This window comes from Hymenobacter terrigena (assembly GCF_054776515.1).
In genome coordinates this window covers 641,375-654,076 of the sequence record NZ_BAAHBU010000003.1, presented here as the reverse complement: position 1 = coordinate 654,076, position 12,702 = coordinate 641,375, and the positions used below count along the sequence as shown (strand labels likewise).

Sequence of the window (12,702 nt, the reverse complement as noted above, 5' to 3'; positions counted from 1 at the left end):
GAGTTACATTTGCGCAATCGTTTGTCTTAAATATAACATTCAGATTTCGCTAATTACGCTGGTTGTGACAACAAACCGTGGCGGTACGCAGCAGTTCACAACCGAAGTTTAGATAAACGATGGTCTGACTTCGACCGTCGGCCGTTACACCCGTATCCATTTCGCTTTTCCTCTTCCATAAGTATGCCCTTACGCTATTCGTTTCTGCTGTTGCTGAGCTTCTGTTTTCAGGTTTGTAGTGCTTCCGATGCCTATGCTCAAAAAACCATTAAAGAACCCATCGGTGACGTGTTTGTAGATAAAAAAGGCGTGTTGCGCTGGCAGAAGACCCAGCAGGAAGTGGCCCTGTTCGGGGTAAACTACACCGCGCCTTTCGCCTACTCCTACCGGGCACACCAGAAGCTGGGCGTGAACCTGGAGCAGGCCATCCGGCAGGACGTGTACCACCTGGCGCGGTTGGGCGTCGATGCGTTTCGGGTGCACGTCTGGGACGTAGAGATTACCGACACTACTGGCAATCTGCTCGAAAATGAGCACCTGCGCTTGTTCGATTTCCTGGTGAATGAGCTGAAGCAGCGCGGCATCAAGCTCATCCTCACACCCATTGCCTATTGGAATAATGGCTACCCCGAGAAGGACAGCGGTACCGGCTTTTCCAGCATCTATTCCAAAGGCGAGGCCTATACCAACCCGCGCGCCATCGCGGCGCAGGAGCGCTACCTCACGCAGTTCCTCAACCACCGCAACCCCTACACCAAAAGCCTCAACCGCGAAGACCCGGACATTTTGGCTTTTGAAGTATGTAACGAGCCGAAATACCACCAGCCCGAGGCTCAGGTCACTAGCTTTGCCGACCGCATGGCCGCCGCCATCCGAGCCACGGGCTGCCGCAAGCCGGTGTTCTACAACGTGTCGGAAAACCCCGACGTGTACCAGGCCATTCTCAACGCCAAAGTTGATGGTCTGACCTACCAGTGGTACCCGCAGGGGCTGGTGAGCAACCACATGCTGCGCGGCAATTTCCTGCCCTACGTGGACCAGTACCCCATTCCGTACCGCACGGATGCTCGCTTTCTGAGCAAGGCGAAGATGGTGTACGAGTTCGAATCGGCCGACATTATTCAGCCGGTGATGTACCCGTTCATGGCCCGCAGCTTCCGCGAAGCCGGTTTTCAGTGGGCCACCCAATTTGCCTACGACCCCTTAGCTATTGCCTACGCTAATACAGAATATCAGACCCATTACCTAAACCTGGCCTACACGCCGGCTAAGGCAATAAGCCTGCTCATCGCGGGCAAGGCGTTTCGGACGGTAGGGCGCGGGCAGTCGTTCGGACGCTACCCGCAGGACTCGGTTTTTGGCAATTTCCACGTCAGCTACCGGCTAGGGCTGAGCGAGATGAACTCGCCCGAAGAATTTTACTACACCGCCAACACCCGCACTGCACCCCGGCAGCCGGCCAAGCTGCAGCACCTGGCGGGCGTGGGTTCCTCGCCGGCCGTGAGCTACGGCGGCACCGGTGCATATTTTCTCGATAAGCTGGCACCCGGCGTGTGGCGGCTGGAGGTAATGCCCGACGCCGTGGCCATCCGCGACCCGTTCGAAAAAGCGTCGCTGAGCAAGCCCGTGACCCAGATTTTGTGGAACGACCAGCCGCTGTTAGTGTCGTTGAGCGACCTGGGCCGCAGCTTTTCCATCAAAGGCCTGAACGAAGGCAACACCGCCCAAGCCCAGGCCGCCAACGGCCGCGCCACCGTGCGCCCCGGCGTGTATCTGCTGGCCGCAGCCGGCAAATCCACGGCCGCTTTCACGGCCCAAACAGCCTTTAGTCACATCAAGCTGGGCGAATTTGTAGCCCCTAAGCCAACCGACCTGGGCCCGCAGGTGCGGCACACCGCGCCGGCACAGGCCACTGCCGGCCAGCCGCTACGCATCAGCGCCACTATTAGCGGCCTCGCACCTACGGACAGCGTGTTTCTGGTGGCGCAGCACTACTACGGCCAGACGCGCACCCTGCCCATGGCCACCCGCAGCTACGCCACGCTGGAAGCCACCGTGCCCGCCGAACTGCTCTATCCCGGCCAGCTCCGCTACTGGCTAGTGCTGAAAAAAGGCGCGCAAACCCTCACGTTCCCCGGCGGCTTCAGCGGCCAGCCGCGCGACTGGGACTTTGCCCACGCCGAGCACTACGAAGTGCCCATCGTGGCAGCCAGCGCGCCGCTGCCCCTCTTCCAAGCCAGCCGCGACCAGGACCTCACCGAAGCCCACGGCCTGGCCCCCAACACTTGGACCGACTACGTGACCCTGCCCGATGGCGCGCTCGCCCTGCGCCTCGTGCAGGGCCCGTCCCGGCCGGGCCAGCCCGTCGCCACCGGCCCGGCTGCCAGCCTGCGGGCATTTTTCAGCGATAAGGTGGCCGGCCGCGCCACTGATTTGTCCGGATTTACCACCGTGGTTGTGCGGGCGCGCAGCGGCCAGCCCGATGCCAAAGTGAGCCTCACCCTAACCACGAAGGACGCCGTAGCTTACTCCGCGCCGCTGGCGTTAAGCGCAGAGGTACGGGAAATTCGCCTGCCGCTCAGCGCCTTTCGGCCAGCGGCGCTGCTACTGATGCCCCGGCCTTACCCTGGGTTTCTGCCTCTGCAGTATCAGGCGCCCAATGCGGGCAGTCTGAAAATTTCGGAGGCCGAAGTGCTGCACCTCACCTGGGAAGCTGCCAACGCTCCGAGTAGCCTACTGAGCGTGGATATCGAGTCGATTTCGCTGCAATAGCCGGCCGGTACAGCCCGCTGGATTTGCCCTGAGTTGCTGGCCGCATGACCGGTTCTTCGTTGTCGATTTTCAGCCATTCCAACCATGATAAAGTCGCGCTTACTCCAACCCGGGCCCGATTTTGCGCCAGCCATTTGGCCAGCCACACTTTGCGTCTGCCCTGAAATTAAAGGCTTTGACCGAATACTTTTTCAAAAAACTCCGTAAAATCTCCTAATTAGCCAATGCGACTGCTGCCCTCCCTTCCCGATATGCTGAGAAGTTTACTATTGCTGCTGATAACGGGTGCCTTCCTGGGGCTGCCGCATCGCGCCGCAGCCCAAAGCACTGCGCCCTTTGCCAAAGGGGCCGATGTGAGCTGGGTGACCCAGATGGAGGCCTCCAACTACCGCTTCTATAACGAGGCTGGCGCGCAGCAGGACCTGTTTCAGCTGTTGCACGACCACGACATGAACACCATCCGGCTGCGGGTGTGGGTGAACCCGGCGGGCGGCTGGAATGGCAAAAACGACGTCATTGCCAAGGCCATTCGGGCGCACAACCTGGGCTTTCGGCTCATGATTGACTTCCACTACAGCGACTCCTGGGCCGACCCCGGCCAGCAGACCAAGCCCGCTGCCTGGGCGGGCCACACCCTGGCCCAGTTGCAAACCGACGTGTACAACCATACCTACGACGTCCTCGACTCGCTGAAAGACAACAACATCGTGCCCGAATGGGTGCAGGTGGGCAACGAAACCAACGACGGCATGCTCTGGCCCGAAGGCCGCGCCTCAACCAACATGGCCAATTTTGCCAGTCTCGTGGACCGCGGCTACGCGGCGGTGAAGGCGGTGAACCCGACCAGCAAAGTCATTGTGCACGTCTCCAATGGCTTCAACAACAGCCTGTTTCGCTACCTGTTTGATGGACTGCGGACCAACGGCGCCCGGTACGATGTCATTGGTATGTCGCTCTACCCCACGACAGCTAACTGGCCCACCCTCACGACCCAGTGCCAGGCCAACATGAACGACATGGTGAGCCGCTACCCCGGCAAGGAAGTAATGGTGGTGGAAACCGGCATTGCGGCCAACGCGCCCATCCCCGCTCAGCAAATGCTGCTCGACCTGATGGCCAAAACCCGCGCCGTGCCCAACAACAAGGGCCTCGGCGTGCTCTACTGGGAGCCGCAGGCCTACAACTGGATGGGCTACGGCCTGGGCATCTGGGACAGCAACGGCCGGCCCACGGTGGCCATCAACGCCTTCCTGAACAACCCACCCAATCCCGGCCTGGTCTACAACCCCGGCTTCGAGTATACTGCCGCCACCCAAACGCCGCTGGGCTGGAGCACCGCTTCCACCGCCGATGCGGATGCCGACCTGACGCAGTATTACGGCTACGCCAGTTCTTACCAGCTGGCCCACCAAAAGGCCACCGCCTACCAGGTGCGCACCTACCAGCTGCTTGCCAACGTGCCCAACGGCACCTACACCCTGCGCGCCTGGGCCCAAAGCAGCGGCGGCCAGACCCAGTGCCAGCTGTATGCCAACGGTTTTGGCGGCACCGAGCTGGCCACCACCCTGCCCACCACCAGCACCTGGACACGGGTGCAGGTGAGCGGCATTGTGGTGAGCAACGGGCAGTGCGAAATCGGGCTGCGCTCCAACGCCCACGCCGGCGAAACCGCTAGCATTGATGACGTAGAATTCGTATCTTCATCTGCAACTTCTTCTGTGTCTGGCGCTGCCGTACCAGACTTTACGGCCCAGCTATTCCCGAACCCCGCCACGGGGGCCCGCACTGTGGCCCTGGTGCTTGACCGCGACGAAACTGTACAGCTCACTCTGTACACCCTCACGGGACAGCTGGTGCGCACCCTGACGCCGGCCCAGCGCCTGACGCGGGGCGCGCACCAGATTTTGACCGAGCAAACCGGCATCGCGCCCGGCACTTACCTTCTGAAAATCAGTCACGGCGACCAGGTAGCGATGCATCAATACGTGCAGCTGTAACGAACTCCAATTGTTCCCATCATTCCCATCATTTTTCTAAACCTTTTTCCAAATTCCCATCACCATGAAAATCTTTACGCTTGCAGCGATGGGCGCCCTGACGGTCGCCTCGCTCACTGCCCACGCGCAGTTCACCCTCGACGGCCAGGCTACGGCCGCAGAAATTGGCACTGGCATTGGCAAATACCAGTTGGCCGGCACTTACAGCGGCAACCACCTCGACACCGACCGGGGCCTGAAAGCCCTGTACGTGGGCTACACGGCCACTACCCTGAACATTCTGGTGGCGGGCTCGGCCGAGGCAGCTACCTCGGGCAACTACCGCGCCCTGGTGCTGTACCTGAACACGCCGGTGCGCACCGGTGCGCCGGCCGGGGTGCAGTTGGGCGGGGGTGACAACCAGTCGCCCCTGAAACACCGCCCCACGCTGGACATGCAAACGGACTACGGCTTCCGCGTGTCGGTGGGCCCCACGGCTACAGACGTGTATTTCAGCAACGTCTCGTACGTGACCGGCACCGGTGCCCCCACTGCCGGCACCGACACCTACGTTGGGCAGGGCAACAAGAGCGGTACCGTGGTGACTTCTCCGCTCACGGCTACCACACTCCCCGGTACCCGCTTTGCTTATCTGAACACGGCCAACCTCACGGCCAACACCGGCAATGCGGGCTTGGAGATTGAGATTCCGCTCGCGGCCTTGGGCACGCCGCTGCTCACAGCTGGCAGCCGCCTCGACCTGTTTGCCGCCTTTACCGACGGCGACGGCATTTTCTACTCCGATGTGATTCCGCAAATTACCGGCCGTACCACCGCCCTGGGGACCGACCCCAACTTCACCACCATTCCCGGCACGCAGTCGGTGGCCTTCTCGCTTGGGACGGGGGTGCTGGCCAGCCGCAGCGCCGTGGCCAGCGGGCTCGACTTCCAGGTGTACCCCAACCCGGCCACGGCCACGGCCTCGGCCACGGTGGCCTACACCGTGCCAGGGGGCCGGCAGCCCGTCGCGCTGGCCGTCTACAACGCCCTGGGCCAGCGCGTGCGCGCGTGGGCCAGCGCCGAGCAGGCCGGCACCCAGCAGCTGGCCCTGGGCAGCCTGCCCGCCGGCGCTTACCTGCTCAAGCTCCAAATCGGCGACCAGCTCACCAGCCGGAAAGTCATCGTGCAATAGCCTGTTCTTAGCCCCTGCTCAAAAGGGCGGCTCCGATGTGGAGCCGCCTTTTTTTTCGCGGCAATATGGCTTTTTTGTAATATGCAATGATATTTCTGCATATCTTAATTAAAAATTCATTATCAACAATCAAATTTAATCTATATTTAATGTACAATTAAATCCTTTAATCTCCCACCTCATGAAACATTTCTCTATGCTCGCTGCGATTGGTATCCTCACCATCGCCTCGCTCACTGCCAGGGCTCAGTTTGTAGTTGATGGCAGGGCCACAGCCGCCGAAATTGGTACCGGCATGGGCAAGTACCAGCTGGCCGCTACCTACAGTGGCAACCATCTCGAAGCCGCCCGGGGTCTCCAAGCGCTCTACGTGGGATACACGGCCACCACGCTGAATATCATGCTGGTGGGCTCGGCTGAGTCGGCGGCTACCACGCCATCGGGCGGGTATCGTTCCCTCATCGTGTACCTGAATACGCCGGCCCGGCCAGGCGCAGCCGCGGGCTCGCCCCTACCCGGCGGCAGCGACACGCAGTCGCCACTCAAGCACCACCCCACCATGGACAACCCGACGGACTATGGCTTTCGGGTATCGGTAGGCCCGGCCTCCGCCACGGCCAACGATGTTTATTTCAGCCGGGTATCCTACGTAGCCGGCACGGCCGTGACGCCCGGAACCGACACGTTTATTGCAGCTGGCACCAAGACCGGCGGGCAGGTAGTAGCCCCTACTACGCTGGATTTGGCCGGCAGTAAATTTGCCTACAACAATACGGCCACCCTCACCGCCAATACCACCAATTCCGGGTTCGAATTTGAGATTCCATTAGCAGCACTGAGCACGGCGACGGTCCCGATTACGACGGGAACCAACCTGGAAATGGTGGCGGCCTACACCGACGGCGACGGCGTATTTTTCAGCGACTTGCTGCCCCAGATTGCTGGGCGCACCACTACGCTGGGCAGCGACCCCGACCTCTCGGCCATCCCGGGCAACCAGTTCCTGACGTTTCAGTTGGGCACGGGCGTGCTGGCCAGCCGCAGCGCCGTGGCCAGCGGGCTCGACTTCCAGGTGTACCCCAACCCGGCCTCGGCCTCGGCCACGGTGGCCTACACCGTGCCGGCCGGCCGGCAGCCCGTCGCGCTGGCCGTCTACAACGCCCTGGGCCAGCGCGTGCGCGCGTGGGCCAGCGCCGAGCAGGCCGGCACCCAGCAGCTGGCCCTGGGCAGCCTGCCCGCCGGCGCTTATCTGCTCAAGCTCCAAATCGGCGACCAGCTCACCAGCCGAAAAGTCATCGTGCAATAGCGGTAGCCACACTTAAAAGCCAGTAAAAAAGGCGGCTCCGGTGTGGAGCCGCCTTTTTTACTGGCTTTTGGTTGAATGAATTAAGCCGCCAGCGGCTGAATCTCAAAGCCGGCTTCCTGTACCGCTTTCACTACCTGGGCAGCGGTGGCGGTGGGCAAGCTCACGGTCAGGATTTTGTCGGCGTTGGCGGTGTCGACCTGCCAGTTATTGGCCCCAACTTCTTGGTTGAGCGCGGGCGTAACGGCCTTGATGCAGCCGCCGCAGTTGATGGTGGTTTTGAAACGAAGCGTTGACATGGAATTGACCAGTGAAGTAGTTGGAATGCGCCCAATGCCTGATGTGGCGGCGACTAAGTAAAATTACTACCGCGCCCACTACCGGCCGGCACAGAATTCGTGCGCAAAGCTGCAGAATTCCGGCTTGAAAGGGCTTTATCTACGATTTCTTCACCAAATCCATCTCGCAGGTGGGGCACTTGCCGGGCTTGCTGCTTTGGCTGCCGGCACAGCCCATCGGGCATTCGTAGCGGGCTTCGGCCACGGGCGTGGCGGCGGGCGCGGTGGTGGCAGCGGGCTTCTGGCCTTCGCAGCTGCTTAGCAACAGCGTGGCGGTGCACAGGGTAGTCAGCAGGAAGGCGGAAATTTTTGAGAACATGAGCAAACGAAAAGAAGAAGCAATGGAGCACCCGCTGCGCCGGTGGCGGCAGCCGAACGGCAAATTTAACGCCGAAGGTTCCAGATGGCGCGCTTGCGCCGGTGGCGGCTTAATCGAAGCCGCCACCGCGGGTATCGTCGGGCTGCTCGTCTTTGCGCTTGCTACGGGACGAGTCGCCCGCGTTGCCGAAGCGGTAGGTGAAGCCCAGGTACACGATGCGCGACTCGCGCTTGTTGCGGGCAAGCGACTCAAAACCGGGACCGTAGGCGTTAAAATTGAATTGCAGGGTGTTGAAAATATCGGACACCCGCAGCGTGATATTGCCCTTGTCCTTGAGCACGCTTTGCTTGGCGGCAAAGTCGGCGCTGAACTGCGTGAGGCGCTGGCCCTGAGCCGATACCACCGGCGAGCGGTAGTTGGCCGACAGCTGTAAATCAAGCTTTTTGGTGGGCGACACCGTGGTGTTGAGCCGGCCCGTGTACACGATATTGCTGTTGTTGAAATCCAGGTTCGTCGGCACCGAGCCCTTGATGATGCGCCGGAAGGCCGAGGCATTGGCACTCAGCTTCCAGATGCTGGTGACCGGGGCCGAGGCCACCAGTTCCAGGCCGTAGTTGGTTTCCTGGCCCACGTTGAGGCGGGTGGTGTTCGTGACGAGGGCGTTGGTGACGGGGTCGCGGAAAAACGGGTCGCGGATGTTGGTAATCGTATTTTCCTCAAGCCGGTAAAACGCCGTGGCGCTCACCGAGCTGCTGGCCCCAAAATACCGCTGGTCGCCCAGCTCCAGCGAGTGCACGAACTCAGGGAACAGCAGCGGATTGCCGGTGCGCAGGTTCAGCGGGTCCGAGCGGTCGGTGAAGGGGTTTAGCTCGTCGGCGCTGGGGCGCTGCACGCGGCGCGAGTAGCTGAGCTGCACCCGGTTTTCTTTGCTCACGTCGTAGGCCAGCACGGCGCTGGGGAACAGACTCAGGTAGCTGCGCGTGAAATGGGCATTGGGCACGTCCGTCGATTGGTCGCCGCGGGTGTTGGTTTGCTCCAGGCGCAGGCCAAACTGGTAGCTGAACGCGCCGGCCGCGTTGGCATACGTGCCGTAGGCCGCCTGAATGAACTCGTGGTAAATGAAGCGGTTGGAGGGGTCGAAGGCCAGCGCAGGTTGGCTGGTGTATTTGTAGTCGTTGTCGGAGCGGCGCGAAATGCTTTTGGCGCCCAGCTCGTAGCGGCCCTTCTCCCCCACCGGCATCACGTAGTCGATTTGGGCCGAAGCCAGGTCATTCTGCGTGTCGAACTGCTGGTGCTGGTTGCCGGCGGTGTTGTCGCGGTAATTCACGTTCGAGTTCACCCCGACGTTGTACTGCACGGGCGTGTAAATGACGTTGGCGGTCAGCTCGCGGCCCTTTTGGGCGGGCCAGAGGTGGCGGTAATCCAGGCTAAAATCGGCCTGCTTGGAGCTGCCGGCGTTGGTGACGTAGCGGGTGCTGTTGCCCAGCGGCGGCGTGGCGCCGGTTATCTGGTTGGTCTGGGTCGAGATGATGTTCTCCCAGTTGCTCTGGCTGTTGTAGCGCGGCTGCACGGTCAGCGTCAGGGTCTGGTCGGGCGTGAGGGCGTAGTCCAGGCCCAGGCGCAGGGCGTGCGAGGTGCCCTGGAATACGCCGGTGCGGTCCTGGTTCAGCACCACGGTGGTATCGAGGCGGGTGGTGCGCTGGCGTACCGAGCCGTAGCCCGTGCGCCGGTCGTCGCGGAAATCATAGGAGCCGAACACGTTGAACTTGCCCTTGTGGTAGTTCAGGTTCAGTGAGGTGTTGTACTTCTCGCCGGTGCCGGCGGTGGCATTGGCCTGGCCGTTCCAGCCGTCCTGACGCTCTTTTTTCAGCACGATGTTGATGATGCCCGCCGAACCCTCGGCGTCATAGCGCGACGACGGGTTGGTCACCACCTCAATGTTCTGGATGGAGCTGGCCGGCAACTGGTCCAGCGTGACGCCGGTGGGCTTGCCGTCCACGAAAATTTTCACGTTGGTCGAGCCGCGCAGGCTCACCGCGCCGCTTTGGTCCACCGTCACGGAGGGCACGTTCTGGAGCACGTCCACGGCCGTGCCGCCGGTGGCGGTCAGGTCCTTGGTCACGTCAATGACTTTCTTGTCGAGGTTGTCGGTCACGATGGCGCGCTGGCCTTTCACCACCACTTCGGCCAGCTTGGTGGCGGCCACGCGCAGCCGCAGCGCGCCCATCTGGAGCGTGGGCGCGGCGGCCGTGAGGGCCACGGCGCGCTGCCCAGTGCGGTAGCCCACCACCGAGGCCCGCAGCACGTAGTTGCCAAACGGCACTTTCTCGATAGTAAATGCGCCGGTTTCCAGTGTCTGCGCGCCGGCCACGAAGCTTGAGTCCGTGGCCCGCAACAGCACCACGCCCGCAAAGGGCAACGGCTCATTGTTGGCCGCGTCGAGCAGCTTTCCGCTCACGTTGCCGCTGGTCTGCGCCTGCGCCGCCAGCGGGCCGGCCAGTCCGGTCATCAACATTACCCCGCCCAATAGTTGCTTCTGCCCCAATCCGATGGTGCGGACACTAAAAAACCGCACGAAGGCGGTGAGTAGAAATTTCATATCCCTGGAAAATCATCAATTCACGAGCACAAACGACACCACTTCCCTGCCCTGGCTGCTTGCTTTCGACACAAAATTGCAGCACGAACCTGTGGTAATTCTGTGCCCTGCCGGCTTTTGGCAGCAACAGAAGGCCGGCGCGGCTACGAATTTTCGCAGGCGCGCCGGCTCAGCGTTTTTGCAATCAGGCCCGTGCTACGGCTTGGCGAAGCGCCGGTCGTGGGTAAAAGTGGTATCGGTCAGGGTTTGCAGGAAGGCTACGATTTTGGCCTTCTCGTCTTTGGTCAGGCCCAGCGGATGGCCGGCCCCGAGCTTGTTGTTGCTGCCGTTCAGTATCAGCGGGTCGAGGTTGGGGCTGGCTGTGGCAATGTGCTCATTATAATGGTTCAGCACGCTGTCGAGGTTGGGGAAGCGGCCGTCGTGCATGTAGGGAGCCGTGAGGGCGATGTTGCGCAGCGAGGGCACTCGAAACTTGCCGTTATCGGTGGGCTTGCCGGTTTGCAAGCCCAGGCCCAGGTCGGTGAGCGTAGCATCAAGGCCGTTGTTTCGGAAGGCGTTATCGGTTTGCAGGCTGCCGTCGTGGCAGTCCTTGCAGTTGCCGCCCCGGATGCCGGCCGGCCCGTCGGGGTGCGTCACGAACAGCACCAGGCCCTGCTGCTCGTAGCTGCTGAGGGCGGCCCGGTTGCCAGCCAGGAATTTATCGTAGCGCGAGTTGCTGGAAACCAGGGTGCGCTCGAACTGGGCCAGGGCCTTAAGAGTATTGTTCTCGGTGATGGTGCTGCTGCCGAAAGCCTTGCGAAACAGCGGCGGGTACGTGCTGGTGGCTTGCAGGCGGGCCACGCCGGCGGCCAGCGTCTGGTGCATCTCCACCGGGTTTTCGATGGGAATACGGGCCTGGGCTTCGAGGCTGCTGGCGGCCCCGTCCCAGGTAAGCTTGGGCTCCCAAGCAAGGTTGGCCAACGACATGGCGCTGCGCGGCGTGGTGCTGCCGTTCACGCCCTGGGCGTGGGCCAGCCCGTCGGTGAAGGCCAGCTCCTGGCGGTGGCAGCTGGCGCAGGATATCGTGCTGTTCACCGACAGGGCTTTTTCGTAGAACAGCTGCCGGCCCAGCGCCACGCCTTCCACCGTCAGGGGGTTGTCGGCGGGCTGGGCGGGCAGGGGCGGAAAGTTGGCGGGCACTACCAGGTTGTAAGCCGTGGGCGCTACTACCGGGCCTTCCGGGTCCACGGTGCTCACGGTGTCGCTGTCGTGCTTGCAGCCGGCCAGGGCCAGCAGGCCGGCCCCCAGCCAGGCCAATGTCGTTTTCGGAATCCTCCGCATACCGGCGCTTAGTTGGCGTGAATGTGCTCGACCGTGAACATGCCGGCCGCGTAGTTGTCGGCCATCACCGGGTTCCAGGGGCTGCTCGTGTCCACGATGTAGGTGGTGGAAAAGTCGATGTTTTTGGCCGGGGTAGTGTTTTCAAACAAGCTCTGCACGTCCATGCTCAGGTGGATGGCGGGCACGTGGCCGGCCACTACGGGCAGCACCACGCCCTTACCAAACGCGGGCGTCACCACACGCAATGATTTGCTCCCGTTGATGTCATAGGTAATGAAATGGCTGCTGCTGGCCGGGGCCTGGGGCGAAGTGCCGGCCATTTTCAGGAATACGTATTCGCCGCCCCAATCCCAGTACATCTCGTTGGTGTGCACCAGGGCCCCGCCCTTGGCGGTGGCGTTGTTGTGGGCATCGTCGACGCCCACCGCGAAGCTGATGCCGGTGTAGTCGCCCAAGGGCACTTTGTCAATCAGAATCTGGTACGACTTGGGGTCGGTGGCGTCGAAGAGGTAGTAGCCGTCGGGCACGGCGTAGGTGGAGCCGTCGGCTTTGGTCAGCTTCACGTTCGAGAGCATCACCATAAACTTCGACACGGTGAAGGCCTGGCCGTCGGCCTTGGTGTAGGTTTTGGTGTTGAGCTCCAGGTCGGCGGGGCCCACCACGGGCTCCAGCTGAATGGCGAAGCTGCTGGTGGGCTCGGCAGGCTCCACCGTTTTTTTGCCGCAGCTGCCCAGCACGGTGGCCGCCAGCAGCGGGGCCAGCAGCAAGTGGGTAAGCGTGGAGGATTTCATCTTCTTGCGGGGTAAGGTGTTCATCATATACAAGGGTTGTTTGCAGAAGCGCGGAAGCCGCGCATAGGTTCCGGGTCGCCCGAAAATGCGGC

9 protein-coding genes are annotated in these 12,702 nt (G+C 61.8%); 4 read left to right on the top strand and 5 right to left on the bottom strand.

Going from position 1 to position 12,702, the window contains the following annotated elements; genetic code table 11:
- The first annotated feature begins 183 nt into the window (after positions 1–183).
- From ACYU7Q_RS15860 to ACYU7Q_RS15845, 4 genes are all read left to right on the top strand, one after another.
- On the top strand, positions 184–2,772 hold the full coding sequence (locus ACYU7Q_RS15860; protein ID WP_460610417.1) for a glycoside hydrolase family 5 protein: 2,589 nt from the start codon (positions 184–186) through the stop codon (positions 2,770–2,772).
- 251 nt (positions 2,773–3,023) lie between these two features.
- Positions 3,024–4,769: a glycosyl hydrolase 53 family protein gene (locus ACYU7Q_RS15855; RefSeq protein WP_460610416.1), complete on the top strand. Its 1,746-nt coding sequence runs from the start codon at positions 3,024–3,026 to the stop codon at positions 4,767–4,769.
- A 64-nt stretch (positions 4,770–4,833) separates the two neighbouring features.
- Positions 4,834–5,940: a T9SS type A sorting domain-containing protein gene (locus tag ACYU7Q_RS15850; protein WP_460610415.1), complete on the top strand. Its 1,107-nt coding sequence runs from the start codon at positions 4,834–4,836 to the stop codon at positions 5,938–5,940.
- A 181-nt stretch (positions 5,941–6,121) separates the two neighbouring features.
- Positions 6,122–7,246 (top strand): T9SS type A sorting domain-containing protein, encoded by a 1,125-nt coding sequence (locus tag ACYU7Q_RS15845; protein WP_460610414.1) that lies wholly within the window; start codon positions 6,122–6,124, stop codon positions 7,244–7,246.
- 80 nt (positions 7,247–7,326) lie between these two features.
- On the opposite strand, the gene ACYU7Q_RS15840 is transcribed toward ACYU7Q_RS15845, so the two are convergent.
- The 5 genes from ACYU7Q_RS15840 to ACYU7Q_RS15820 form a co-directional block, all read right to left on the bottom strand.
- The gene (locus tag ACYU7Q_RS15840; RefSeq protein ID WP_460610413.1) at positions 7,327–7,542 is read right to left on the bottom strand and encodes a heavy-metal-associated domain-containing protein; all 216 of its coding nucleotides are present in this window, start codon (positions 7,540–7,542) and stop codon (positions 7,327–7,329) included.
- 139 nt (positions 7,543–7,681) lie between these two features.
- On the bottom strand, positions 7,682–7,900 hold the full coding sequence (locus tag ACYU7Q_RS15835) for a heavy metal-binding domain-containing protein (protein WP_460610412.1): 219 nt from the start codon (positions 7,898–7,900) through the stop codon (positions 7,682–7,684).
- Positions 7,901–8,009: 109 nt separating this feature from the next.
- The gene (locus ACYU7Q_RS15830) at positions 8,010–10,499 is read right to left on the bottom strand and encodes a TonB-dependent receptor (protein WP_460610411.1); all 2,490 of its coding nucleotides are present in this window, start codon (positions 10,497–10,499) and stop codon (positions 8,010–8,012) included.
- Between the two features lie 195 nt (positions 10,500–10,694).
- Positions 10,695–11,819, bottom strand: a complete 1,125-nt coding sequence (locus ACYU7Q_RS15825) for a cytochrome-c peroxidase (protein ID WP_460610410.1) — start codon at positions 11,817–11,819, stop codon at positions 10,695–10,697.
- An 8-nt stretch (positions 11,820–11,827) separates the two neighbouring features.
- Positions 11,828–12,634 carry an MbnP family protein gene (locus tag ACYU7Q_RS15820; protein ID WP_460610409.1) on the bottom strand — a complete coding sequence of 269 codons (807 nt, stop codon included), beginning with the start codon at positions 12,632–12,634 and terminating at the stop codon, positions 11,828–11,830.
- Positions 12,635–12,702 lie beyond the last annotated feature (68 nt).